The organism is Streptomyces sp. NPDC091292 (genome assembly GCF_044757265.1).
Lineage (GTDB): Bacteria > Actinomycetota > Actinomycetes > Streptomycetales > Streptomycetaceae > Streptomyces.
In genome coordinates, this window is sequence record NZ_JBIVUQ010000001.1 from 35,143 (window position 1) to 60,242 (window position 25,100).

At 72.8% G+C, this 25,100-nt stretch carries 16 protein-coding genes; 4 read left to right on the forward strand and 12 right to left on the reverse strand.

Annotated elements, in window-relative coordinates; translation table 11 throughout:
- Positions 1-29: 29 nt before the first annotated feature.
- Positions 30-959 carry an ABC transporter ATP-binding protein gene (locus ACIQNU_RS00130; protein ID WP_401362307.1) on the reverse strand — a complete coding sequence of 310 codons (930 nt, stop codon included), beginning with the start codon at positions 957-959 and terminating at the stop codon, positions 30-32.
- 109 nt (positions 960-1,068) lie between these two features.
- A complete protein-coding gene (locus tag ACIQNU_RS00135; RefSeq protein WP_401358995.1) occupies positions 1,069-2,043 on the reverse strand; it encodes an ABC transporter permease in 975 nt (324 codons plus the stop codon).
- Between the two features lie 241 nt (positions 2,044-2,284).
- Here ACIQNU_RS00135 and ACIQNU_RS00140 point away from each other — a divergent pair, with 241 nt between their 5' ends.
- Positions 2,285-2,914 (forward strand): TetR/AcrR family transcriptional regulator, encoded by a 630-nt coding sequence (locus tag ACIQNU_RS00140; protein ID WP_401358997.1) that lies wholly within the window; start codon positions 2,285-2,287, stop codon positions 2,912-2,914.
- Positions 2,915-2,942: 28 nt separating this feature from the next.
- Here ACIQNU_RS00140 and galE read toward each other — a convergent pair whose 3' ends face one another.
- From galE to ACIQNU_RS00155, 3 genes are all read right to left on the reverse strand, one after another.
- Positions 2,943-4,001, reverse strand: coding sequence for a UDP-glucose 4-epimerase GalE (gene galE, locus ACIQNU_RS00145; RefSeq protein ID WP_401359000.1), 1,059 nt, complete (start codon positions 3,999-4,001; stop codon positions 2,943-2,945).
- A gap of 87 nt (positions 4,002-4,088) precedes the next feature.
- A complete protein-coding gene (locus ACIQNU_RS00150) occupies positions 4,089-5,717 on the reverse strand; it encodes a glycosyltransferase family 2 protein (protein WP_401359003.1) in 1,629 nt (542 codons plus the stop codon).
- A gap of 81 nt (positions 5,718-5,798) precedes the next feature.
- Positions 5,799-7,223: a glycosyltransferase 87 family protein gene (locus ACIQNU_RS00155; protein ID WP_401359005.1), complete on the reverse strand. Its 1,425-nt coding sequence runs from the start codon at positions 7,221-7,223 to the stop codon at positions 5,799-5,801.
- A gap of 81 nt (positions 7,224-7,304) precedes the next feature.
- On the opposite strand from ACIQNU_RS00155, the gene ACIQNU_RS00160 reads away from it, so the two are divergent.
- The gene (locus ACIQNU_RS00160) at positions 7,305-8,909 is read left to right on the forward strand and encodes a glycosyltransferase family 39 protein (RefSeq protein WP_401359007.1); all 1,605 of its coding nucleotides are present in this window, start codon (positions 7,305-7,307) and stop codon (positions 8,907-8,909) included.
- Positions 8,910-9,005: 96 nt separating this feature from the next.
- Here the strand turns inward: ACIQNU_RS00160 and ACIQNU_RS00165 are convergent, their stop codons facing one another.
- Complete coding sequence (locus ACIQNU_RS00165) at positions 9,006-9,503, reverse strand: MarR family winged helix-turn-helix transcriptional regulator (protein WP_401359010.1); 498 nt, start codon at positions 9,501-9,503, stop codon at positions 9,006-9,008.
- A gap of 117 nt (positions 9,504-9,620) precedes the next feature.
- Between ACIQNU_RS00165 and ACIQNU_RS00170 the strand changes: the two genes are divergently transcribed.
- Positions 9,621-10,031 carry an organic hydroperoxide resistance protein gene (locus tag ACIQNU_RS00170; RefSeq protein WP_401359013.1) on the forward strand — a complete coding sequence of 137 codons (411 nt, stop codon included), beginning with the start codon at positions 9,621-9,623 and terminating at the stop codon, positions 10,029-10,031.
- A 22-nt stretch (positions 10,032-10,053) separates the two neighbouring features.
- Here ACIQNU_RS00170 and ACIQNU_RS00175 read toward each other — a convergent pair whose 3' ends face one another.
- A complete protein-coding gene (locus tag ACIQNU_RS00175) occupies positions 10,054-11,649 on the reverse strand; it encodes a hypothetical protein (RefSeq protein WP_401359015.1) in 1,596 nt (531 codons plus the stop codon).
- The gene (locus ACIQNU_RS00180) at positions 11,646-15,182 is read right to left on the reverse strand and encodes a CDP-glycerol glycerophosphotransferase family protein (protein ID WP_401359017.1); all 3,537 of its coding nucleotides are present in this window, start codon (positions 15,180-15,182) and stop codon (positions 11,646-11,648) included. Before ACIQNU_RS00180 ends, ACIQNU_RS00175 begins: the two co-directional genes overlap by 4 nt.
- A 104-nt stretch (positions 15,183-15,286) precedes the next feature.
- Between ACIQNU_RS00180 and ACIQNU_RS00185 the strand changes: the two genes are divergently transcribed.
- Positions 15,287-17,449: a CDP-glycerol:glycerophosphate glycerophosphotransferase gene (locus tag ACIQNU_RS00185; protein WP_401359019.1), complete on the forward strand. Its 2,163-nt coding sequence runs from the start codon at positions 15,287-15,289 to the stop codon at positions 17,447-17,449.
- A 73-nt stretch (positions 17,450-17,522) separates the two neighbouring features.
- Here the strand turns inward: ACIQNU_RS00185 and ACIQNU_RS00190 are convergent, their stop codons facing one another.
- The 4 genes from ACIQNU_RS00190 to ACIQNU_RS00205 form a co-directional block, all read right to left on the reverse strand.
- Positions 17,523-18,518 carry a carbohydrate ABC transporter permease gene (locus ACIQNU_RS00190; RefSeq protein WP_401359021.1) on the reverse strand — a complete coding sequence of 332 codons (996 nt, stop codon included), beginning with the start codon at positions 18,516-18,518 and terminating at the stop codon, positions 17,523-17,525.
- Entirely contained in the window at positions 18,515-19,873 is a 1,359-nt protein-coding gene (locus tag ACIQNU_RS00195) for a carbohydrate ABC transporter permease (RefSeq protein WP_401359023.1), read from the reverse strand. The genes ACIQNU_RS00190 and ACIQNU_RS00195 overlap by 4 nt, the downstream gene beginning before the upstream one ends.
- 7 nt (positions 19,874-19,880) lie before the next feature.
- Positions 19,881-21,254 (reverse strand): ABC transporter substrate-binding protein, encoded by a 1,374-nt coding sequence (locus ACIQNU_RS00200; RefSeq protein WP_401359026.1) that lies wholly within the window; start codon positions 21,252-21,254, stop codon positions 19,881-19,883.
- 263 nt (positions 21,255-21,517) lie between these two features.
- A complete protein-coding gene (locus tag ACIQNU_RS00205; RefSeq protein WP_401359028.1) occupies positions 21,518-24,754 on the reverse strand; it encodes an FHA domain-containing protein in 3,237 nt (1,078 codons plus the stop codon).
- Between the last annotated feature and the right edge of the window lie 346 nt (positions 24,755-25,100).

Consider the following 25,100-nt stretch of genomic DNA (forward strand, 5'->3'; position numbering starts at 1 on the left):
GGGAGCTGGTTCGTCAGGAAGCTGGTTCTTCAGGAGGGAAGAAGCGCGTCCGGCGCCTTTGGTTCTGCTTTCTCCCTATTTGTTTCCTTATTTGTTTCCTTCGGCTCCGCCTTCTGCTGCTCCGGGGGCTTCGCCTGGGGCTTCGTCTGCGGCTTTTCCTGGGGCTTCTTCTTCGGAGGGGACGGCTTGTCCGTGCCGCCGGTGAAGGCCTCGTACTCCTTGAGTACGTCGTCCGTGGGGCCGTCCATGCGCAGCTCGCCGCGCTCCAGCCACAGCACGCGGTCGCAGGTGTCGCGGATGGACTTGTTGCTGTGGCTGACCAGGAAGACCGTGCCGGCCTCCTTGCGCAGTTCGCGGATACGGGCCTCGGAGCGGCGCTGGAAGGAGCGGTCGCCGGTGGCCAGCGCCTCGTCGATGAGCAGGACGTCGTGGTCCTTGGCGGCGGCGATCGAGAACCGGAGCCGGGCGGCCATGCCCGAGGAGTAGGTCCGCATGGGCAGCGAGATGAAGTCGCCCTTCTCGTTGATGCCGGAGAACTCGACGATGTCGTCGTAGCGCTCGCGGACCTGTTCGCGGGACATGCCCATGGCGAGGCCGCCGAGGTGGACGTTGCGCTCGCCGGTCAGGTCGTTCATCAGGGCCGCGTTGACGCCGAGGAGGGAGGGCTGGCCGCCGGTGTAGATATGGCCGTTCTCGACGGGGAGCAGGCCCGCGACGGCCTTGAGCAGGGTGGACTTGCCGGAGCCGTTGGTGCCGATCAGGCCGATCGCCTCGCCGCGGTAGGCGGTGAACGAGACGTTCCTGACGGCGTGCACGGTACGGACGCCGAGGGCGCGGTCGCTCTTCTCGCGGCCCGTGCGGCTGCGGCGGCGCAGCATGCGGCTGAGGGCGGCGGTGGCGGTGCCGCGGCCGGAGCCGGTGCCGTGGACGCGGTAGACGATGTCCACGGCGTCGACGATGACGGTGGGGACGAGGGGTTCGGAGGTGCCGGGGGTTTTGACCGGTTCGGGGGTGCCGGGGGCCTTTGCGGGTTCGGGGGTGCCGGGGGTCTTGGAGGTTTCGGGGGTGTCAGCCACGGCCGTAGGTCTCCTCTGCCTTCCAGAAGTAGATGAAGCCGCCGACGCCGGCGAGCAGGGCCCAGCCGAGGGCCCAGGCCCAGACGTGGTCGGGCAGCTGGCTCGCGTGGAAGCTGTCGATCAGCGCGAACCGCATGAGGTCGATGTAGAGGGCGGCCGGGTTGCACTCCAGGAGGACCTTGACGAAGCCCGGGATGTCCCGGCCCGCCACCACCTTCTCGATGCTCCACATCACGCCGGACGTGTACATCCAGGTCCGCAGGACGAAGGGCATGAGCTGGGCGATGTCGGGGGTCCTGCTGCCCATGCGCGCCATGATCAGCGCGAGGCCGGTGTTGAACGTGAACTGGAGGATCAGGACCGGTACGACCAGGACCCACGCCGGGGTGGGCGGCACGCCGAAGGCGAGCAGGATGACGACCAGCGCGCACATGGAGAACAGCAGTTGCTGGAGCTGTTGCAGCGCGAAGGAGACGGGGAGCGCGGCGCGCGGGAAGTGCAGGGCCCTGACCAGGCCGAGGTTGCCGGAGATGGCGCGGGTGCCGGCCATCACGGACTGCTGCGTGAAGGTGAAGACGAAGACGCCGGTGACGAGGAACGGGACGAAGTCCTCGACGCCGTGCCGGGTGTTCATCAGCACGCCGAAGATGAAGTAGTACACCGCGGCGTTCAGCAGCGGGGTCATGACCTGCCAGACCTGGCCGAGCTTGGCCTGGCTGTACTGCGCGGTGAGTTTGGCGGTGGCGAACGCGGTGATGAAGTGCCGTCGCCGCCAGAGCTGGGCGACGTAGGCGGGCAGTGTGGGGCGGGCGCCGCTGACCGAGAGGCCGTGCCGGGCGGCCAGCTCCGCGGGGGAGGGGGTGCCGGACGGGGGGTGGGGCGTGGTGTCCGAGGGCGGGGTGCCCGTGGGGGTGCTGCCCGAAGGGGTGGCCGCCGGACCGGGCGGCGCGTCGATGACCTGGCTCACAACCGTTGCTTTCGCTCGGGGAGGCTGACGCGGGGGGATACGGGGGTGGGGTGGGGGTCCCGGGGGCGATTCCGGGGGCGATTCCGGGGGCGATCCCGTGCCGGAACCCGCGGGCTGTCCGTGTGCACTGCTCCGTCGTTCACTGCTCCGTCGGAACGGACCCGTATCGTCGCAACGTCGAGACTAGGCCGTTAGCACGTCGGAACGCAACCGTATCGTCGTGACGCTTTATGCTGTCCGTATGTCGACGACGAGCGAAACGGCACGTGACGAGCCGCCGCGCCGCCGCCGGGCCCCCGCCGGGGCGGCCGTGCTGCGCGAGGACAAGACCGAGGCGATCCGCGCCGCCGTCTTCGGGGAACTCGCCGCGGTCGGCTACGGCCGGATGTCCATCGAGGGCATCGCGCGCCGCGCGGGCGTCGGCAAGACCGCCGTCTACCGGCGCTGGCGCTCCAAGCTCCACCTCGTCCTGGACGTCGTCTCGGCGGTCGCCGTCCAGGGTCTGCCCATGCCGGACACGGGCTCCCTCGAAGGCGACCTGCGGCTGCTGTACGAGGTGATGTCCCGGGCCCTGCGGCACCCGCTGGCCTCGCAGATCCTGCCCGACCTCCAGGCCGAGGCGGCCCGCAACCCGGAGATCGCCGAAGCCCTCCAGAAGGCGCTGCGCGAGGGGCAGCACGGGGTGGCGAGCGGCATCCTCCACGCCGCCACGGCCCGAGGCGAACTCTCCCCGACCCTCGACGAATCCCTGGCCCTCGACCTGATCTCGGGCCCCCTGTACTGGCACACGGCCGTCATGCGGGACCCGATCCCGAAGGGCTACGTGGCATCCCTGTCCCGCGCGACGGCGGCGGCCTTGAAGTCTCTTTGAGGGCAACCTCATGGACGGGTGGCCGCCGTCAGCGGTCCGCCTCCTCGGCTCGGTCCGCCCCCTCGGCTCCCGCCGCACCTCCCGCCGCACCTCCCGCCGCGCCTCCTGCCGCCGTCGGATGCCGCAGGAGCCAGCCCTGCCAGGCCGAGGTGATCATGTCGTGGGTGTCGTGGGTGGATTTCCAGTGGAGGGTGTCGGCGATGCGGTCCGCCGATGCGACGACGCTCGGGGGGTCGCCGGGGCGGCGGGCCGTGATCGTGGGGGGCAGGGTGTGGCCCGTGATCCCGGCGATCCGGTCGATCATCTCGCGGACCGAAACGCCTTCGCCGCGGCCGATATTGAGGGTCAGGTCGGTGCCGGGGGACGCGGCGAGGCGGTGGGCGGCGGCTACGTGGGCCTCGGCCAGGTCGACCACGTGGATGTAGTCGCGTACGCAGGTGCCGTCCGGGGTCGGGTAGTCGGCGCCGAAGATGCGCGGCGGTTCGCCCGCCGTCAGCTTCTCGAAGACCATCGGGACCAGGTTGAAGACGCCCGTGTCGGCGAGTTCGGGGGTCGCGGCGCCCGCGACGTTGAAGTACCGCAGGGACGCGGTCGCCAGGCCGTGCGCGCGGCCGACGGCCCGTACCAGCCACTCGCCCGCCAGCTTGGTCTCGCCGTACGGGTTCATCGGCACGCACGAGGTGTCCTCCGTGACCAGGGTGCCGGGGGCGCCGTCCGGCGCGCCGTAGACCGCGGCGGACGACGAGAACACGAACGACGGGACGCCCGCGTCGACCACGGCCTCCAGGAGGACCCGCAGGCCCTCGACGTTCTCGTGGTAGTAGTGCAGCGGCAGGTCCACGGACTCGCCGACCTGCTTCTTCGCCGCGAGATGCACCACGCCCGTGATGCCGTGCCCGGCGATCGCCCGCGTCACCAGCGCCCGGTCCAGGGTCGAGCCGACGACCAGGGGTACGCCGTCGGGGATGCGCTCGGCGACACCGGTGGACAGGTCGTCGTAGACCACGGTCCGTTCGCCCGCCTCGGTCATCGCGCGGACGACATGCGCTCCGATGTAGCCGGCGCCGCCGGTGATCAGCCAGGTCATGGGGTCGTACTCACCTTTTCGGGTCGGGGTCGTCGTCTCGCGCGCGGTCATCGTCCCGCGTGCGGGGTCATCCTCTCGCGCGCGTGGTCATCGTCTCGCGTGCGTGAGCAGGCGTGCGGCCCGGCGCCGCACCACCTCTGTGACGCCCCGCACGCCGGGCGCGATCCGCAGCGCGAGCGCCCCCGCATGGGTCGCGTACGGCTGGACCAGAAGGACGCCCCGGCGCACACTCGGCAAGGCCGTGCGCCGCAGCAGCCCCGGTCCCGCCACCGCGTGCGCCGACGCGTCACGGCTCGTGCCGTCGGCGAACCGCAGCCGCAGCCGGAGGTCCCAGGTGCCCGCGCCGAGCGCCGACAGGTCCACGGGCGCCTCGGCGACCCAGGAGCCGTCCCCGGGCGCGCCGGCCTCCGGAGCGAACGCCGCCGTCCGCCGCTGCCCCACCCGCCCGCTCGCCCGGTCCGTGAACTCGGCCTCCACCGCCTCCGGACCTGCCTGCGCGACCCGCCCGTACAACTCGTGCAGACGCAGCCGCAGAACGGACGCACGCGCGCGGGGACGCAACTCCGCGTCCACCGCGATGGGCAGCAGGTGCAGCGGGCGGACGAGCAGATGGTCGAGGGTGACCTCGGGGAGGTCGTCGGACCAGACGGGGGTGCCGTCGGCCGCGCGCGCGTAGGGCGGGCGCAGGCGTGCGGGGCGGGCGGCGATCTCCTTGATGCGGGGCAGGTCACGCGGTTCGGGAGACGCGAGGATCACGCGCGCGATGACCCGCCCGGGGGCGGGCGCCCGCTCCAGGTCCGCGGTGTCGAACGTCGACAGGTACGCGCGCGTATGCGCCCACCAGGCGCGCCGGTACGCGGCGCCGCGCTGGTCGAGTTCGCGCGCGTACATGCGCAGTCCGCGGTCCAGGAACGACGTGCGGCTCGCGCGCGCGAGGCGCTTCTCACCGGCCGAGAGGAACGTTTCGACGGCCTGCCGGTGGGCCTCCGTACGCGCCCGCCAGTTGTCGATACCGGACCGGTCCAGGGAGATCGACAGCCGGTCCGCGTCCCGTCGTACGTGCCACACGTAGACGGTGTCCGGGATCAGCGCGACGCGCGGCGCGGCGGCGTACACGCGCGCGGTGAACACGAAGTCCTCGTAGGGGAAGTGCCCGTCGGGGAAACGGATGCCGTGTGCGCGCAGGAAGTCGGCGCGGTACAGCTTGTTGACGCAGAGCGTGTCCCGTACCAGGCCGGGGCGCCGCACGGGACGCGCGACGACGGTCTCCTTCGCGTAGAGCCGGGGCTGCCAGGGCACCTCGCGCCCGGACGGCAGCTCACGGCGCACGCACAGCCCCGACGTGACCTCGGCGCCGTGCGCGAGGGCGCCGCGCAGCAGCGCGTCCACCGCGCCGGGCGGCAGCACGTCGTCGCTGTCGAGGAACATCACGTACGGGGCCGTCGTGGCCGCGACACCGTCGTTGCGCGGGGTGCCGCAGCCGCCGCTGTTCGTCTCCCGCCGCACGACCCGCAGCCGGGGCTCGGCCGCCGCGAGCCGGGTCAGCAGGTCCGCGCTGTCGTCCGTGGAGCGGTCGTCCACGGCGACGACCTCGCGGACGGCCGCGCCCTGGGCGAGCGCCGAACGCACCGCGTCCAGCACGTGCGCCGCGTCGTCGTGACCGATCACGACGACGCCGACCTGGGCCTGTGCGGGGTGCGGGGGCGAGAGATCCACGGAGCGAGACCTTAGACGGTGCGAGTAATTATCCGGGTAATTGTTCAGTAGTGATCCGGTAAGTATCGGTTGAGAGGATTCCTACGCTTTTTCTGTGGGACGGTCGAGGGGCCCCGCCGGTTGCGTGGAGCCGTCGGGGGATGCCGGGTTGTCGTGTTCTTCTGTCGGCTGTCCCGCGCGTGCTGCTGGCTGTCCCGCGCGCGTGGGGTGCGCGTACGAGGCGCCCGCGCGCGTGGAGTGCGGGTACGGGGGGTCCGCCCGGGTGGAGTGCCACAGCCGGCGGAAGGACAGCACCGCGGCGGCCGTCAGCAGCCCGTTGCGCAGCAGCATCAGCAGACAGCCGTTCCAGGTGGACGCGATGACCTCGTCGTACAGCACCGGGTACACGACCGTGCTGGTGGCGGTCGCGACGGCGAGCAGGAGCGCGACGGGTCGCTGTGTGGTGTGCCGCGAGGTGAGGCAGACGGCCGCGAGACCGATCAGCCACACCATGTACTGCGGGCTGATCACCCGGCTCGTGACGGTGAACAGGAGCACGGCGGTGAGCGCCGCGTCGAACGGCGTCGCCTCGTTCCAGCGCCGCGCCCGCAGCCGCCACAGGAGCAGCAGTACGAGGGTGGCCACCGTGAGGACCAGCGAGAGGCCCGCGACGGCGTCCACGTACGGCCCGGTGAACTCCATCGCCCCGTACCGGTAGCGCACCTCGCCCGGCCAGCCCAGGCGCCGGGCCACGCCCAGGAGCGTGCCGCCCAGGGACTCGATCTGCACCCCGCGCGCGCCCTGCTCGCCCAGGAACTCCAGCGGATGGCGGAAGGTGACCGCGAGGACCGTCAGGCAGGCACCGGCGGCGACGGCAGCCGCCGTCCATGCCGCGCCCGTGGCGCGCCCGCGCGGTGTGCCCAGCAGGATCAGCGCGGGCCACACCTTGATCAGCCCGCCGAGCGCCGCGAACACACCTCCCGCGCGCGGGGAGCGTGCCATCACCAGGAGGCCGAGGACGGCGAACGCGGTGACCTGGACGTCGTACCGGGCGAGCGGGATCTGGAGCAGCAGCGGGAGGCCGGCCGTCCACATCAGGGCTCCCGCGAGTGTGCGCCCGGGACGCGTGCCCGCGCGCGCGAGGGCGACGGTGACGACCGCGTCGGCGACCAGGGTGAGCGTGACGAACGCCTGGAAGTACGTCAGCCAGGGCAGCAGCCCCGGCGACAGGAGGACCGGACCCGCGCCCGGTGGGTACTGCCACAGCGGATCGCCCACCGGGAAGCCGCCCTGCCTCAGGACGCCGTACCAGTGGAAGTAGAGCTGGTGCACCTCGCGCGACACACCGCCGGAGCCGAGCCATCCGGCGTCGTCCCGCAGGAGGAGCCCCAGCATCACCGCGCGCGTGCCGAGCCATCCGGCGCCGAGTGCCAGCAGGCGGTGGCGGGTTCCCGGGGGCAGGGAGGTACGGGGGTCCGCGGCGGCGTCCTGGGGGGCGTCCTGGGGGGCGAGCGTCTCGTGCGTCATCGACCGGAGCGTAAGCCGACAAAGTGTGCGACAGCCTGTCGATACGCCTCAATGAGTCGTTATCGGCAGAAAATCGGGCGCATGGTGGATCAGGTCGTGGTTCGGGTCGTTGAGTTGCTTCGCGCGAAGCGCCGGGGCGCGGGTCTGTCGGCGCGCCGTACCCTGTCGGCGCCCCGCTCGCCGGCCGTGCTCGTACCCGCCCTCACGATGCTCGCGCTCGCGCTGTGGGGCATCGACCGGGGCGGCATGTGGCGCGACGAGGGCGTCACCTTCCAGGTCGCACGCCGGTCCCTGCCGGAGATCTGGCATCTGCTGCACACCGTCGACGCGGTGCACGGCGTGTACTACCTCGCCATGCACGCCGTACTCGCCGTCCACCCCGACGAGGTGGTCCTGCGGCTGCCGTCGGCGCTGGCCGCCTCCGTCGCGGCCGGCCTGGTCGGCGCGCTCGGCACACACCTCGCGCGCCCGCGCGTGGGCCTGTGGGCGGGCCTCCTGTACGCGGTCACACCGATGACGGGCCACTACGCGCAGGAGGGCCGCTCGTACGCGCTCGTCGCCGCGGGCGCCCTGGCGGCGACCCTCCTCCTGGTACGCGCCGTCCGCACCGGAACGGTCCGCGCCTGGCTCTGGTACGCGGCCGTCCTGGGCGGCACCGTCCTGCTGCACGAACTGGCCGTCCTGCTGCTGTGCGCGCACGCCGTGACGCTGCTCCTCGCGCGCGTGGCGGGCGACCGGTGGCGGGGGTGGGGGTGCGCGGCGGCCGGCGTGTGCGTGGCCGCGCTGCCGCTGGTGCTCGTCTCGCGCGAACAGTCCGCGCAGCTGTCCTGGCTCCGGCCGCCCGACTGGGGCGACGCCCTCACGCTGCTGGGGGACTTCACCGGGCCCGCGCCGCTGGTGGTCGCGGTCGAACTGGTCCTGGCGGCGCTCGCGGTGAGCGGGGCGGCGGCGTGGCGGGCGCGGGGTGGGCGGTCGGACCGGTGGGGGCGGCCGGGGCGGCCGACTCTGGTGGCGGTCGCGGCGCCGCTGCTCGTCGTCCCCCCGGCGACCCTGCTCTCGATCTCCCAGGTGTGGCCGCTGTACGACGCGCGCTATGTGCTGTTCTCGCTGGCCGGGGCGCCGCTGCTGGCCGCGGCGGGCGCGGAGCGGCTGGCGGGGGCGGTACGGGGGTTCCGGCCGCCGGGGCAGGTGCCGCACCGGGCGGCGGGCGCGCTGCTCGGGGCGGCGGTGGTGGGGCTCGCCTTCTGGTGGCAGGTGCCGCTGCTGCGGGCGGACCGGCTGGCCGCCGAACGGCCCGACGACCCGGCGGCCGTGGCGGCGATGGCGGCCGGCGCCCTCCGGGCGGGGGACGCGGTGCTGTACGTACCGTCGATCGGGCGCCGCACCGAACTGGCGTACCCGGACGGCTTCCTGGGCACCCGTGACCTGGCGCTCCGCTCCGGAGCGGCGGCCTCCGGCACCCTGTACGGCCGGGAGGTCGGCCCCGCCGAACTCCGCCGCCGCATGGCCCCGCTCACCCGCGTCTGGGTCCTCACCGAGTCCTACGCGAACCGCCGGTCCTGGCACCCCCCGACCCCCACGGAACGCGCCAAACGAGACGTCCTCAGCAGAGACTTCACAGTGACGGCGGAACGGCGGGGGTACGGGGTGGTCCTCCGCCTCTACACCCGCACCACCCCGACCTGACCGCCCTCGCCAGGGCCCAACCCCCCGGCCCCGCCAGAACCCCCGGAGGGGGAACTCGGTCACACAGGCCCGTCGACCGGCTTTCCGGGCCGGGCCCTACTCGGCGCCCGCCGCCTCCGCCACCTCCGCCGTGTCCAACGCCTCAGTCAAACGGTCCAGACGGGTGTGGAGGTCCTGGATCTCCGCCAGGTCGAAACCCGTCGCCTCGGCGATGCGGCGCGGCACGCGGACGGCCAGGGCGCGCAGCGCCATCCCCTCGCCGGTGAGATGGACATGCACCGACCGCTCGTCCGCCGCACTCCGCTCCCGCCGCACGAATCCCGCCGCCTCCAACCGCTTGATCAGCGGCGACAACGTCCCGGAGTCCAGCCGCAGATACTCCCCGAGCCGCTTCACAGGCTGCTCCCCGTGCTCCCACAGCACCAGCATCACCAGGTACTGCGGATAGGTGAGCCCCAACTCCTTGAGCAGCACGCGGTACACGCCGCCGAACGCACGCGACGCCGCGTGCAGGGAGAAGCAGATCTGCCGGTCGAGGCGGAGGAACTCCTCCTCGGGCACTTCGTCGATGTCGTGCGGGATCGAGGACGTCATACGGCCAGTGTAGCTCGCCGCGCCCCATTCGGTTGTGCACAACTGAGTTGTGTGCTCTACTGGAGGGAGAGCGCGGTCCGAGCGGGCCGCCGAACCGAGTGAGAGGGCTGGTTTCCCATGGACGCGCTGTACACCGCCGTCGCCACCGCCAACGGCCGCGACGGCCGCGCCGTCAGCTCCGACGGCCAGTTGGACCTGACCCTGGCCATGCCCCCGGCCCTGGGAGGCAATGGCCAGGGCACCAACCCCGAACAGCTCTTCGCCGCCGGATACGCCGCGTGCTTCGCCAGCGCCCTCGGCGCCGTCGGCCGCCAGGCGAAGATCGACACCAGCGAGGCGTCCGTCACCGCCGAGGTCGGCATCGGCAAGGACGGCACCGCCTTCGGACTCGCCGTCACCCTCCGCGTCGAGCTGCCCGAATCCCTCGCGGGCGAGACGGGGCAGCAGTTGGTCAAGCAGGCCCACGAGGTCTGCCCCTACTCCCGGGCGACCCGTGGCAACATCCCCGTCGAGCTGGTCGTCGAGTAGCGGCCGGCGGCGGAACCCGCCCTCACGCCTTCCTCGGCACACCCCCGTTGACCCGCGCCAGCACCTCACCCGTCCTGCGGCTCCACGCCACCACGACCGCCTCCGGAGGCAGCCGCTGCCCACGGGTCAGGAGCAGCCACCGCACGTCATAGAGCCGGGCGATGGCCTCCCGCTGGGCCCGGTTCGACGTCGGGGCGAGATAGGTGTGCACGGCGGACAGCCGCCGTGACCGCTCGCGTTCGTCCAGGGCGGGGTCCGGCCAGGCAGGCGCCACCAGGTTCGGACCGTACGCCGGAAGCGACCGGGTCGGCCGGTAGCCGTCCGTCAGCACCACGTCGCCGGGTGCGATGTACCGCGCCGCCCAGGTGTACGTCGGCCAGCGCGGCGGCTGGTCGAAGCCGACCGGGTCCAGGGCGCGCGGCACCACCGCCCCGGCCTGGATGGTCAGGAACCCCACAAGGGCGCCCGCCACCGCGGCGACCCCGAGCGTCCGGCGCGCCCTCGACCAGGGCCGGGCCGCCGTCAGCTCCACGGCCAGCGCGAACTGCAACGGCACGAGGGTGAGGCCGAGGATCCTGCCGTAGGTGTAGTGGCCGGTGACCCAGCCGTAGGCGATGACGACCAGGTCCAGGGCGAACATCAGGACCAGCGGGTCGCGGTGGTCGCGGTTCCAGCGGAGGCAGAGGGCGGGGAGGCCGAGGACCGCCGCGAGCCAGAAGCGGGCCGGCATCTCGTGGTAGAGCTGACGGTGGATCGCGTCCACGCTCTGGTCTCCGACCAGGGAGAACACGGAGTAGTACGGCCAGATCGCGGCGACCACCGCCGCCGTGACCAGGGCCAACCCCCAAGTCCGGAGGTGCCGGTACTTGTTGCCGGTGCCGGTCTGGGTGCCGGTGCCGGTGTCGGGGTCCGGCTGAGGGTGGGTGGCGCGTCCCGAAAGGGCGAGAGCCGCCATTCCGATCACTGTCCCCACCGCCGTGATCGGGTGGATCAGCAGGGTCAGGCCCGTCAGGGCACCGACCCCCGCGTACTGCCGGAGGGGAGTTGATTCGCTGCGGACGAGGCGGGCCGTCCAGGCCCAGATCCAGAAGGTGAGGCCGATCGCGAACGTCGAAGGGTAGGCGAGGTTCCCCGTCATCGACATCAGGCCCAGATAGCCGCTCCACCAGGCCATCCGGGTGCCCCACAGCACCACCATCAAGTACAGCGCGAACACCGGTGCCCAGCGGTGCGGGGTGAGGGTCCGGACGAAGCGGCCGATGCCGGTGAGCAGGATCAGGAGGTTCACGGGGCCGGTGAGTTTGACCACCTCCCAGCCCGCGAGTCCGGTCAGCCGCGCGAAGAGGCCCTGTGCCACGGCGTACGGCGAGTAGTAGGGGCTGCCCGCGCCCGGCAGGTCCGCCATCGGGTGACGGGGGTGCAGCAGATTGGCCTTGAGCCGTTCGACGACCGCCGCGTGCTGGCCGAAGTCGCAGCACATCGGCACCCGCCAGTAGGCGAGCACCATCACCACCCAGAACAGCGCGCCGAAGACGAGATACGGCGAGGGGTGCCACCGGCCGCCCCGCAGGGCCGTCGCACCTCGCGCCCGGCTCTTCTCCAGCAGGCCGGAGGTCAACGCATCAACCGTTCGACGACCCGGGCGGTGGCCTGACCGTCGTCCAGATCGCAGTACGCCTGACGGAAGGCCGCGTACGCCTCCGCGTGCCGGGCGGTGACCCCGTCCAGGTCGCGCAGGGCCGCGATCACCTCGTCGGTGGAGGTGAGCAGCGGGCCGGGGGCGCCCGCCTCGAAGTCGAGGTAGAAGCCCCGGACGGTGTCGCGGTAGTGGGCCAGGTCGTAGGTGTGGAACAGCATCGGGCGGCCGGTGTGGGCGAAGTCGAACATCAGGGCCGAGTAGTCCGTCACCAGGACATCGGCGACGAGGAGGAGTTCCGTGGCGCGGGGATGGCCGGTCACGTCGCGGACGAAGGGGGCGCGGGCCCCGGTCAGTCGGCCCGCCGTCAGCGGATGCTTGCGGACCAGCAGCAGATGGTCCTCGCCGAGCGCCTGCTCGGCGGCGCGGAAGTCGAAGGCACCGTCGTAGCGGAACCGGCCCTGGGAGTGGGGGAGATGGTCACGGTAGGTGGGCGCGTAGAGGACGACGCGGCGGCCCGGTTCGATGCCGAGCTTCCTGCGGACCCGCTCGGCGATCTTGTCGCGGTCCTCGGCGAACAGCAGGTCGTTGCGCGGGGAGCCGGCCTCCAGGACCTCCCCTTCGAAGCCGAGGGCGCGGGCGAGGCGGGGGGTCGAGAACCGGTTCGGCGAGACGAGGACGTCCCACTGGCGGGAGAGGGAGGGCAGGTGGTCGAGGTGCGCGTGGTCGGCGTACAGCGTGTCGGTGAGGTCGGCGCCGACCCGCTTGAGGGGCGCGCCGTGCCAGGTCTGGACGACGGTCTGCCCGGTGCGCCGTTCGAACCAGTCCGGCAGATGTCTGGCGGTGACGATACGGCGGCAGCGGGCCAGCGCCTCGTACCAGGCGGTGCTGTGCTCCTCGACGCCCCGTGCGGCGGGCGGTACGGGGGTGCGGCGGTCGCGGGTCACCCACAGGTGGTCGACCTCGGTGCCGCGCCGGACCAGTTCGTCGTGGACCGCGCGCGGCGAGTCCCCGTCGAAGTAGAGGACGGCGTCGCGCAGCGGGAGGGCGCGCTGCGCGGGGTAGTGCAGGGTCCGCAGGCGGTGGCTCCGGTAGGCGCCGCGCTCCTCGGGCGCCAGGACCGAACCGGCGAGGATCACGAGCCGGTCGCCGAACCGCACGTCGAGCGTGAACTCCCGCCCGCCACCGCCGGCCCGTCCGCCGCTCGCCCGCCGCACCGGCAGCCCCGCCGCGACCGGTGCGAGGAGCCGCACCGGAACCCCGTCCTCCGCCCGCCCCGGCAAGGAACCTTCCCCGCCCCGCACCCCCGTCTCCCGCAGAAACACGTACCAGCGCCCCTCGAACAGCGCGCCGCCCCCGGGTGTGAAGCGGGCCGAGTAGCGGCCGGGCTCCCGTTCGAGCGGCACGGTGATCTCCTCACCGAGGCCGCTGTGCCGCAGGACGAGTTCGGCGGGGCCCCAACTCTCGTCGGCGACCGGCCCGGACAGCGTGACGGTGCCGTCGTCCGCCCAGGTCAGCGCGGAGGCAAAGGGCTGCCGGGTGAGTTCGACGACGAGCTGACCCCGGTCGTTGGCCATCGCGCAGACCTCGCGCCCCGGGCGGGTCGCGTACCGGCCGGGCGGCAGGGCGAGGGCGGCGGCGACGGACTTCAGGGTCTCGTCGGGGAGTACGAGGTTGACCTGCCAGCGGTCGCCGTGCGGCGGTTCGACCTCCTTGGGCGCCAGGTGCGGCGCCGGAGGTACGGCTTCCAGATCGGTCACCGGCAGCCGTACCTCGAAGCGCTCCCCGTTCAGGGTGACCGGGTAGTCGAACTCGGTCCCGGCGCGCGGATGGGTCAGCCGCAGCGCGGTCGGCGCGATCCCGCGGACCCGGCCGCCGAGCACCAGGTCGTCCCCGTCCCGCCGGTGCTCCTGGACGAGGGCCGCGTAGGCGGAGATCCGCACGACGAGGCGGCCCCGGCTGTAGCCGACGGTCATGCGCATGCCGTCGCCGAGTTCGCGGACCACGGACCGGGCCGCGGCGCCGTCGATCGCGCGGACGGCGGAGCGGCGGACTCCACCGTGCCCGGCGACGACCATGCCGAGCAGCCAGGTGCCGGGCCGCCAGCGGCCCCGGATCTTCAGCCGCTCCGGGTCGATCACCATCTCGAAGCCGGAGGCGTCGTAACAGTGCAGCCGCTGCCGGGAGTTCTCGGTCGCCAACGGGTCGATCACGGTCCGTACGGGCACCCGCCGCATCTGCGTACGGCTGCGCGTGTGCCGCAGCAGCCCGGTCCTGACGACGTGCCCGCCGCTGCCGGAGCGCCCGTCCGTGCCGGAGGCTCCGGGCTTGCCCGTCTCCAGGTTGCGGACATAGGCGTAGCCGCTGACGCGCAGCGTCCCGTCGTCCTGCCAGCCGGCGTCCCGCACCCGCGCCACCACCGGCAGATCGCCCCGCCGCAGCCGCGCGGCCTTCTCCGGTACGGGCCCGACGCCCGGGTACTCGGCGCGGCGCCGCACCGACCCGCGCACCCGGAAGGCGTCCCCGCCGCGCTGCCCCGCCGCCAGCAGCTCGACGAGTTCGCTCAGCCGGCGCTCCCGTACGAGCTGCCACTTCACCCGCAGGTCGACGGGCAGGTCCGCGACCACGTCGGGGGCGGCCCGGCGCAGGAACTCGGCGGTGCCGTCGAGGAAGGCGCCGCGGTACTCGGGGCCGCCCATCGGCAGACCGTCGAGGAAGTACAGGAAGTCGTCGCGCAGACAGGACGCGTCGTACGTCTTCTTGTGCGCGGGCGCGTGCACCGACAGGAAGCGGCTGACGTGGTCGCAGGCGGCGATCCGGTCGCGGACGCCCTTGACGTCGGTGCGCCGCCGGGTGATCGAGCCCTCGCGCACCCGCCAGTAGTAGACGTGGTCCGCGAGGACGTCCACCGCGCCGGACAGGAAGTGCGCCGGGATCATCACCGGGGTGTCCTCGTAGAGCCTGCCCTCGGGGAAGGTCAGCCCGTGCCGGTCCCAGAACTTCCGGCGGAACACCTTGTTCCAGGCGACCCGGTCGGCGAGCAGATCCAGATCCCGGGTGACATGGGTGGACTCGCGCGGCGCGGTCAGCCAGGTGTACTGCCACGCCTGGTACCGGCCGCGCTCACCGAGCCGCCAGACATTGCCCGTCGCGAAGTCGGAGCCGGTCGCGTCCAGGCTGGTGATCATCCGCTCGTAGGCGTCGTGCACCACGATGTCGTCGCTGTCGACGAAGGTGAGGAAGGCGGTGGCGCGCGAGGACTCCCGGACGCCGGTGTTGCGCGCGGCGCTCAGCCCGGCGTTCTCCTGGCGCAGATAGCGGAAGCGCGGGTCGCGGGCGGCGAACTCCTGCGCGATACGGGGGCTGTCGTCGGTGGATCCGTCGTCCACCAACAGGCACTCGAAGTCGGGGAAGGTCTGCCCGGCGATCGACTCCAGGCACTCCGTCAGATATTCCTCGACGTTGTAGACGGGTACGACGACGGTGAGACGGGGCTGCGCGGTGACAGTAGGCATTTGTCGCCTTTTCCCGTTTCTGTCACTTTCTTTGCCTCCGATCACCCCTCCGGGTGACGGAAGGTCTTCGACACCTTCGACCTCTCTGACTACCTTCGGGAGATATGTGCCGTTTCTCCGTTGTCGTCCCCGCCCACCGTGTCCAGGGGTATCTGAGGGAGTGCCTCGAATCCGTGCTCGGCCAGACCGTGGCCCCCCGCCTCTCCGGGACCGGATCCGGAACCGGAACCGGCGCCGCCGACATCGAAGTGATCGTCGTGGACGACGCCTCGCCCGACGCGGACGCCGCGATCGCCGCGGAGTATGCGGAGCGCGACCCGAGGGTGCAACTCGTCCGCCTCGACCGGCACTCCGGTACCGGCGCCGCCCGGAACGCCGGAGCCGACCGCGCCCGCGGCGACTACCTCCTCTTCCTCGACGGCGACGACCTCCTGCTGCCCGGCGCCCTCGCCGCACTCGACCGGGCGCTCACCCGAGCCGCCGACCACGGCACCCCGCCGGACGTCCTGCTCTTCGCCCACGACACCGTCGACTGGTGGGAGACCGTGCGCCCCGCCGCCGACGACCTCACCGCCGACCCCCTCGCCATCACCCCCGCCGCCTGGAACCGCACCGTCCGCCGCGCCTTCTGGACCGCCCACGCCCTGCGCTTCGCCGACCACGCCCCCTACGAGGACATCGTCCCCGTGCACCGCGCCGTCCTCCTCGCGGGCGAGCGCGTCGCCGTACTCGACCGGGTGTGCGTGCGCTGGCGGCAGCGCCGAGGCGGCAGCGTCTCCACCACCCCGGGCCGCGCCCACTTCGCCCTCTTCGAGCGGTACGAGACCCTGCTCACCGGCGTCGGCGCCGGTGACCGCGCCCGCCTCTTCCCGTACCTCGCCGACCGCCTGCTCGCCGTACTCGGCGACACCGGCCGGGTCCGCCCCGCCGACCGGCGCGACTTCTTCCGCGAGGCCGCCCGGCTGCACCGCGCCCACGCCCCCGCAGGCCACACCCCCGCCACCGCCGAGGCCCGCGCCCTGGCCGCCGGTTCCTACACCGCGTACGACAAGCTCCGCAAGGCCGACACCCGGCGCCGGCGGATGGCCGCCCGGCTGACGCGCCACCGGAAGCAACTGCGCGGCCAGGTCATGCGCGTCGCCTACCGCGCCGACCTGCGCCGCGGCCTGGACCCCCACCTCGCCGTCTACGGCGCCTACTGGAACCGCGGCATCTCCTGCAATCCGGCCGCCATCCACGCCAAGGCCCGCGAACTCGCCCCGCACATCCGGGGCGTGTGGGTGGTGTCGGGACGGCACCGGGAGCGGGTGCCCGAGGGTGTCGAGTACGTCGTCGAGGGCTCCCGCCGCTACTGGCAGACCATGGCCCGCGCCACGTACCTCGTGAACAACTCCAGCTTCCCCGGCGGCTTCACCAAACGCCCCGGCCAGATCTACCTCCAGACCCACCACGGCACACCGCTCAAGAAAATGGGCCTCGACCAGCGGCGCTACCCGGCCGGCACCCACGGCATCAGCTTCCAGAAGGTCCTGGACCACACCGACCAGTGGGACTACAGCCTCTCCTCCAACCCGCACTCCACCGAGGTCTGGGAGCGCGTCTACCCCTCTACGTCGTACCGCGCCCTGGAACTCGGCTACCCCCGCAACGACGTCTACTTCACTGCCGGCGCCGACCACCGCGACCGCGTCCGCGCCGCCCTCGGCATCCCTCCCGACCACACGGCCCTGCTCTACGCGCCGACCCACCGCGACTACCAGAAGGGTTTCCTGCCCCGGATCGACCTCGAACGCTTCGTCCGCGCCCTCGGCCCCGGCCATGTCGTCCTGGTCCGCGCGCACTACTTCTACGGCTCCGACACGGGCCTGGACGACCACCCGGGGCTGCTCGACGTCACCGACCACCCGAGCGTCGAGGACCTCTGCGTCGCCGCCGACGCCCTGGTCACGGACTACTCGTCGCTGATGTTCGACTACGCCTGCCTGGACCGCCCGATCGTCACCTACGCGCCCGACTGGCAGGCGTACCGCCTCGCCCGCGGCACCTACTTCGACCTGCTCTCCGGACACCCCGGCGACACCCCCGGAGCCGTCGCCACCTCCGAGGACGAACTCGTCGACCTGTTCCGCCAGGGCGCCTGGAACACCCCCGCCACCACCAAGCTCCGCGAGGCGTTCCGCGCCCGCTTCTGCCCGTACGACGACGGACGCGCCGCCGAACGCGTGGTGCGCCGCGTGTTCCTGGGCGAGGAAACGGCCGGCCCCTGAAACGACCGGCACCCGGGACGACAGCGAAGGAGGGGCGCACCCCATGGGCGCGCCCCTCCCCCTGATCAGCGTGTTACTTGACCGCTCCGGCCATCACCCCGGACACGAACTGCCGCTGGAACGCGAAGAACACGGCCAGGGGAATCACCATCGAGATGAAGGCGCCGGGCGCCAGTACGTCGATGTTGTTGCCGAACTGCCGTACCTGGGTCTGGAGCGCCACCGTGATCGGCTGGTTCGCGGCGTCCGCGAAGATCAGCGCGACCAGCATGTCGTTCCACACCCACAGGAACTGGAAGATGCCGAGCGAGGCGATGGCGGGCCCGCCGAGCGGCATCACCACACGGAAGAACAAGCGCAGCTCACCCGCGCCGTCCAGACGGGCGGCCTCCAGGAGTTCCCGGGGGATCTCCGCGAAGAAGTTCCGCAGCAGGAACACCGCGAACGGCAGCCCGAACCCGACATGGAACAGCACCACACCCATGATCGAGCCGAACAGCCCGATATCGCCGAAGAGCTTCGCGATCGGCAGCAGCGCCACCTGCACCGGCACCACCAGCAGACCCACGACCCCGAGGAACCACCAGTCGCGGCCCGGGAACTCCATCCAGGCGAAGGCGTAGCCCGCGAGGGAGCCGATCACCACCACCAGGACGGTCGTCGGGACCGTGATCAGGATCGTGTTCCACAGGGAGTCCGTGATCGCCGGGTTGTCGAGCAGCGTCGCGTAGCTCTCGAAGGTGAGCTTCGACGGCTCGCTGAACACCGTCCACCAGCCCGTGGACGCGAGATCGTCCGGCGCGCGCAGCGACGAGAGCAGCAGCCCGATCGTCGGCACCAGCCAGAACAGGCCGACCACGATCAGGAAGACCCGGACGAGCCCACCGCTGGTCCACTGCGCGATCCGCGAGCCGAGGGACTCCTTCGCCGTGACCGGACCGGCCGGATCGGGCGAGGTCTTCAGCACGCCACCCGCGCCACCCCCGCCACCCGCGCCACCCGCGCCACCTGCGCCGCCTCCGCCACCCGCGCCCCCGGCGCCCCGTGCGGCATCACTATGCGTGGTCATCGCCGCCCCTCCCGCCTCAACCGCCGGATGTTGAACAGCATCACCGGAATGACGAGCAGCAGCAGGATCACGGAGATCGCACTCGCGACGCCCGGTCTCCCGTCGTTGAACGCCGACCGGTAGAGCTGGAGCGCCAGCACGTTCGCGTCGTCCTGCGACGAGCCCGGAGCGATGATGAAGACCAGGTCGAAGATCTTCAGCACATTGATCATCAACGTGACCAGGACCACCGCGAGGACCGGTGCGAGCAGCGGCACGGTGACCTTGCGGAACACCTGCCACTCCGACGCGCCGTCCACCCGCGCCGCCTCCAGGAGTTCCCTGGGCACCGCGGCGAGCCCCGCCGCGATCAGCACCATCGCGAAGCCCGCCCACATCCAGACGTACGACACGATGATCGACGGCGTCACCAGGTTCGGGCCGAGCCAGTCGACGCCGTTGTACGGTTCGCGGAAGTTCGAGCCGGGCAGCCGCAGTTGCGCGCCGTCCGCCTTCGCGGAGAGCGTGAAGGAGCCGTCGTCCGCGGCCTTCACCGACTCCACGACCTTGCCGTCCTTGACGGCCTCGATCCGCATCCCGGGGTAGCCCAGCTCCGAGGCGTCGACCTCGCCGAGCTTGCCCACGCCCTTGCCGCGCGTGAAGTCCTGCCAGGTCGTCCCGGTCACCTTGCCGGGCTCGGCCACCGGGACCTTCGCCGCCTTGGTGCCGCCCGGCATCAGGTCCGGGGCGACCCCGACCAGCGGCAGCGCCACCGGTACGCCGGCCCGTACCGGTTCCTTCGTGATGAACGCGCCGCCGCCCGCGCTCTGCAGCGGCGACTCGCGCCCCGGATGCGCCTTCGGGAAGGCCGACGCGTCGGCGAACGTGTCGTGCACGCCCACCCACACGGCGTTGGCGACGCCCCGCTCCGGGTCCTGGTCGTACACCAGCCGGAAGATGATCCCGGCCGCGAGCATCGAGATGGCCATCGGCATGAAGATGACCAGCTTGAACGCCGTGCCCCAGCGGACCCGTTCGGTCAGGACCGCGAAGACCAGACCGAGCGCGGTCGCGACGGTCGGCGCGAACACGATCCAGAACACGTTGTTCTTGAGGGCCGTGCGGATGCCGTCGTCGCTGAACACCTCTGTGTAGTTGTCGAATCCGGCGAAACCGCCGCCGGCGGAGTCCGAGAGGAAACTGCGGACCAGTGAGTACCCGATCGGGTAGACCACGAGCGCGCCCAGGAGCACCACGGCGGGCAGCAGGAACAGCACCGCCACCGTCTTACGCGTACCCGTCACGCTCTTGCGTTTGCTGGAGGGCGGGGGAGGCGCCGGACGACCGGCGACATCCCCCGCGGAGACCGACGTCATCGCCGGATCAGTCCTTGTACGCCTTGGCCGCGTCGGCCTCAAGCTGCGCCTGGATCTTCGCGACGTCCTTCGGGTTGCGCAGGAAGTCCTGGAGCGCCTTCCACTCGCCCTTGCCGGGCGTGCCGCCGAACGACTGCGGAGCCTGGTCCGACATGTCGAAGCGGAAGTCGTCGCCCGCGGCGATGAGCGCCTTCGCGATGGCGCGCTGCACGTCGTTGGGGTAGGCCGCCAGATCGGCGTTCTTGTTCGGCGACAGATAGCCGCCCTGCTTCGCCCACAGCTCCGCCGCGTCGGACGAGGCCAGGAACGTCAGCAGGGCCTGGCCCGCCTTGGACTCCTTCAGCAGCATCGCCGCCTCACCGCCGCTGACCGCGGGCGCCTTGTCACCGACGGCCGGGAACGGGAACACCTTCGCGTCCACGCCGACCTCGGCCTTCGCCTCGGCCACGTTGACGCCGACGAAGTCGCCCTCGAAGACCATGCCCGCCTTCGGCTGGTCGCCCCCGGTGAAGGTCTGCTCCACGGAGCGCGGGAACTCGACCTGGAGCGCGCCCTCGTTGCCGCCCGCGATGAAGTCCTTCTTGCCGAAGAGTTCACCGAGCGTGGTGAGCGCGTCCTTCACGGACGGGTCGGTCCACTTGATCTCGTGCGCGGCGAGCTGGTCGTACTTCTCCGGGCCCGCCTGCGAGAGGTAGATGTTCTCGAACCAGTCCGTGAGCGTCCAGCCGTCCGCGCCACCGATCGACACCGGGGTCACACCGGAGTCGTAGACGGTCTGCGCGGTGGTCATGAACTCGTCCCACGTCTTCGGCTCGGTCGCGCCCGCGTTCTCGAAGACCTTGGTGTTGTACCAGATCAGCGACTTGTTGGCGGCCTTGACGTACACCGCGTACTGGGTGCCGTCGACCTTGCCGAGATCCTGCCAGCCCTGCGCGAAGTTCTTGCCCAGCTCCGCCTGCGCCTCCGCGCCGACCGGCTTGGCCCACTTCTTGTCGACCGCCTGCTTGACGGCGCCGACCTGCGGCACCAGCGCGACGTCCGGCGGTGAGCCGCCCGCGACCTTCGCCCCGATGAAGTTGATGATCGGGTCCGGCGCCGGGACGAACGTCACCTTCGCGCCCGTACGCTTCTCGAACTCCTTGAGGACCTTCTTGAAGTTGGCCTGCTCGGCGCCCGTCCACACGGCGGCCACCGAGATCTCCTCGCCGTCCAGCTTGGGGAGCTGGACCGAGGCCTTGCTCTCCTTCGGAGTGGACTTGGGGTCGTCGGTACTGTCGCCGCCGTCACCGCCGCATGAGGTGAGAGTGAAGGCGAGCACCCCCGCGACGACCGCCGCCCCCACCTGAACCCTGCCCCTACGCTGCCAATGGCTCCTGCGCATCACTGCCCCGCCTGATTCCCGCGCTTGATCGCGCGTACTTGCGAAATCTGTCCCGTGAGCACTGGTGTAGCCGTGGCCGGACAAGGGCGGCAAGGGCGCCGGTCGGCTCAACCGAGGGGTCGTGACGGGGTCGTTATTAACCCCCCAAACGCCCGGCGTTACGGGGATGTTGGGCCGGCGGGAAGGGCCCGGTGAACGCGGGCGCCCCCCACGATGCGTGAGGGGCGCCCGTGTTCACAAGAGGGCCTTCGACAAGAGGGCGTTCACAGGAGGGACGGCACCTCCGACGCCTGGACCGAACGGGCCGCCCGCTCCAGCGCGCTGGCGAGCAGCGCCAGATCCGTCGGCCCATTGCCCAGCTCCCTGACCGGGCGGCGGGTCGGCGGGTCGCCCATGCGCGCCCAGTCGAGGGCCACGACCGTCGGCCGCTGGGTCGCCGTCCGGGGGATACGGCCGGTCACCCGGCCCGTCTGGAACGCCGTCACACGGCCGTCCGCACCCCGCAGTACGCCCCGCCCCGGCGCCGGGTCCTCCGGTCCGCCGCCCGGCGCTTCGAGGCCGATCCGCAGCCCGGCGCGCAGCGCCAGCTCCGTACCCGCGACCCGCTCGCCCCGCCCTGCCGCCGCCACCAGATGCACCCCGAGCCGCTCCCCGTCCCGCGCGACGGCCTCCAGGGCGCGCACGACGGAACCGGCCGCCGGGCGCCCGGGGGAGCCCAGCGGCGGCGCGAGCAGCGCGTCGTAGTCGTCGACGACGACCACCAGGCGCGGCAGCGGCGGTCCCGGGTCCGTCCGCGCGCGGGCCGCCGACGGGCGCAGCCGCAGCGTCGCACTCGGCGGCGGGTCGAGATCCCCGGCGCCGCCCGGCTGCGCGCGCTGCGCGACCATCCGGTCCGCGACCTCGCGCTGCGTGTGCCACTCGGCGAAGCCGAGCCGGCCGAGGAGTTCGGCGCGGCGCTTCAGCTCGGCGGTCAGGGACTGCGCGAACTCCCGCATGCGCACCGGGTCGTTGGCCGTCAGATGTGTCGTGACGTGCGGCAGCTCCGTGCACACGCCGAGCCCGTCGCCGGGCCCGGACCCCGCGCCGCCCGTACCGCCGGACGCCAGCGCGCCCGTACTCCCGCTCGCGCCGCCCGCCGTGTCCCGGCCGTCGATCAGGACGACCGCGAGCCGGTCGGGCCGCTCGGCGGCGGCGAGCGACGCGGCAACCGATCGCAGTAACTCCGTACGCCCGCTGCCCGTCGGACCCTCGGCCAGCAGATGCGGACCCTCGTGCGCCAGGTCGACGCAGACCGGGCCGCGCGGTCCGGCGCCCAGGACCGTCCAGGCCCGGCCGCCCAGCGCCTCGGTGTCGTCGGCCGCCGCCGCCCAGCGCGCCATCAGCGACGCCGGGGTGGCCCGCGCGAGCCCCAACTCGTCCAGGAGCCGCGCCACTTGGGGCAGCGGCGTCGACGCGCGCGGGTGGCGCTCGGCGCCGGAGCCCTCGGTGCGCAGCGGCGCGAGCGCCCGCGCGAACCGCTCCGCCCAGGCCGCCGACACCGCGTCCACCGAGGCGAGCGTGGACTGCCCGGCGACCCTCCCGCGCGCGACGCGCAGCAGCCGCAGTGCGGTGGCCACGTCCCCGCTGAGCAGCGCGGCGGCCCCGCAGTCCCGGAACACCGGCGACACGGCACACGCCGTCTCGTACGTCTGCTCGACGGACGAGGTCGCCGTCGCCGGGTCGGTCTCGGCCAGACACACCACATGGATCCCGACCGCGCCCCCCTCGGCGCACAGCCGCCCGACGGCCTCCCGCAGCGAGGCGGAACCGGGGTCGCCGTCCACGACGAGCACGGTGTACGAGGTGGGGGCGGCGGGCGAGGTGGGGGCGGCGGTCTCGGAGCGCTCGTCGAGGAGCCGCAGCAGCTCCGCCGTACGGGCCGCCGCCTGCTCCCGGTCGTACGCGAGAAGCAGCCGGCAGTCCTGGCCGTGCGTCGGCCGCAGATGCGGGAGCCAGCCGAGCCAGGACCACTCGGCGGCCCGCGCTTCGGCGGTCCGCGACCGGTCCGTGCTGATCAGGACGAGGTCCAGGGCCTCCGGCGCGTGCAGCGCGGTCAGTTGGGCGAGGACGGAACGGGCCAGTCCGGCGAGCCGCGCGCGGGGCCCGGCGAGTCCGAGCCCGCCGACCTCGCGGAGCCCGACAGTCACGGGCACGGCGGGCAGCGGTCCGGCGCCGTCGGGCGCGCGCCGCTCGGTGGTCCCGAGGCGCACCGTCAGGGCCTCGGGGTGCCCGGCGCCGCGCTCCCACAGCCGGGGCCCCGGGCCGATCGCGGTGAGCAGCAGGGCGGCCGGATCCGGCCAGACATCGGCAGGGGGCGCGGCGCCCGCACCCCCGGCAGCCGCTTCGCGCGCGTGCCCACGCGGGTCCGCGCCGTCCCGCTCACCGCCACCGTCACCCTCGCCCCGCCCACCCGCACCGAACCGCCGCGCCCACGCCGACAACCCGCCCCGCTTACGCGCCCCACCGGCATTCCGTACGGGATGCTGCGCCGTGTCGCCCTGCGACGCCGTGCGCTCGGCCTGCGGGGCGCCGCCCTGTTCGGGCACCAAGGGATGGCTCCCGCGCGCGGAGGGCCCGTCGGCACCGCGCGGCCCTGGTGCGCCCCGGTGCCCGGGTCCCTCGCGGTACGGGCCGTCGGGCAGCCGTCCCGAGCCCTCGTCCACCGCGCCGGGCCCCCCGCCGTCCCGGGAACCGCTCCCGGGCGCACCCCAGCCCGCCGCCCCGTACGCGTGATGCGTTCCGGCCACGGGACCCCCGCCCACCTCGCCCGTACGCCCCCCGCCCGATGCGCCGCTGTCGTGCGAAGGCACCCGTACATGTCCCTCGCCGTCCGGTGTCGTCGGCACCGGACGGGCCGTCTCGTGGGGAGCGGCGAGGCGGAGTGTGGACTCGCCGATGCGCAGCAGGGCGCCGGGGCGCAGCGGGACCGGGTGGTCGGTGAGGGGGGTGCCGTCGAGCGTCGTGCCGTTCGTCGAGCCCAGGTCCTGGACCGTGACCGCGCCGTCCGGGGCCACCGTCACCGCGCAGTGCAGCCGCGAGACGTCCGGGTCGTCCAGCGGCACGTCCGCCCCCGACGACCGCCCGACGCGGACCTGTCCGCCGTGCAGCAGGTGCACCCCGCCCGCGTCGGGCCCCGCGACGACCTGCAACTGCGCCGCGCCCCCCGACGGATCGGGTCCGGGGTCGGCGGGCGCGCCCAGGGACACCACGGCGCCGTCGATCAGCGGCGGCTCGCCGAGGGTGCAGCGCTGCGCGTCGAGCCGGTCCGCCCCCGCGTACACCACGACCGGTCCGTCACCGCCCGCCACAGCCGTGGCGAGGCCCGAGGCGACCGCCGCGAGCGCGGTCCCGGCGGGCGCGGTGACCAGCACGTCACGCGCGACGGCTTCACGCGCGGCGGTACGGCCCTGGGCGGCGGGGCGCACCCCGGTCCAGGCGACGACGGTCAGGCGGATCTGCATCGCCGTCAGCGGTCCCTTCTGCGCGGGTGCCCGGCACGGGGACTGTGCTGTGATTCCCCCCACCGCACTCAGGCACGACGGCCAGTACGGGAGGCATCCTCGCACTTGCCACCGACAACACGCCCGGCGGCCACCCGTTCGTGATCTTGATTGGTCGGCTCTGCCCGCAAAAGTGCCCACGCGGACGCCTTGGGACCGGTCCCGGCAACCAACCGCCCCGAGCACGCGTCTTCCCCTCGAACACCGGTCCGGACGCAGACTCGTACGGGACAGCCGGTACAACCCGTACATAATCGGGACGAAATCGCAGCGGCGCCGGACCCCGAAGAGGGCCCGGTGGCGGCCC

Excerpts from the sequence above, each read along its gene's own strand:
- ACIQNU_RS00190 (WP_401359021.1), bottom strand. The coding sequence starts at position 18,518 with ATGACCACGCATAGTGATGCCGCACGGGGCGCCGGGGGCGCGGGTGGC.
- ACIQNU_RS00160 (WP_401359007.1), top strand. The coding sequence starts at position 7,305 with ATGGTGGATCAGGTCGTGGTTCGGGTCGTTGAGTTGCTTCGCGCGAAG.
- ACIQNU_RS00200 (WP_401359026.1), bottom strand. The coding sequence starts at position 21,254 with ATGCGCAGGAGCCATTGGCAGCGTAGGGGCAGGGTTCAGGTGGGGGCG.
- ACIQNU_RS00170 (WP_401359013.1), top strand. The coding sequence starts at position 9,621 with ATGGACGCGCTGTACACCGCCGTCGCCACCGCCAACGGCCGCGACGGC.
- ACIQNU_RS00205 (WP_401359028.1), bottom strand. The coding sequence starts at position 24,754 with ATGCAGATCCGCCTGACCGTCGTCGCCTGGACCGGGGTGCGCCCCGCC.
- ACIQNU_RS00165 (WP_401359010.1), bottom strand. The coding sequence starts at position 9,503 with ATGACGTCCTCGATCCCGCACGACATCGACGAAGTGCCCGAGGAGGAG.
- ACIQNU_RS00195 (WP_401359023.1), bottom strand. The coding sequence starts at position 19,873 with ATGACGTCGGTCTCCGCGGGGGATGTCGCCGGTCGTCCGGCGCCTCCC.
- ACIQNU_RS00140 (WP_401358997.1), top strand. The coding sequence starts at position 2,285 with ATGTCGACGACGAGCGAAACGGCACGTGACGAGCCGCCGCGCCGCCGC.
- galE (WP_401359000.1), bottom strand. The coding sequence starts at position 4,001 with ATGACCTGGCTGATCACCGGCGGCGCCGGCTACATCGGAGCGCATGTC.
- ACIQNU_RS00185 (WP_401359019.1), top strand. The coding sequence starts at position 15,287 with ATGTGCCGTTTCTCCGTTGTCGTCCCCGCCCACCGTGTCCAGGGGTAT.
- ACIQNU_RS00180 (WP_401359017.1), bottom strand. The coding sequence starts at position 15,182 with ATGCCTACTGTCACCGCGCAGCCCCGTCTCACCGTCGTCGTACCCGTC.
- ACIQNU_RS00155 (WP_401359005.1), bottom strand. The coding sequence starts at position 7,223 with ATGACGCACGAGACGCTCGCCCCCCAGGACGCCCCCCAGGACGCCGCC.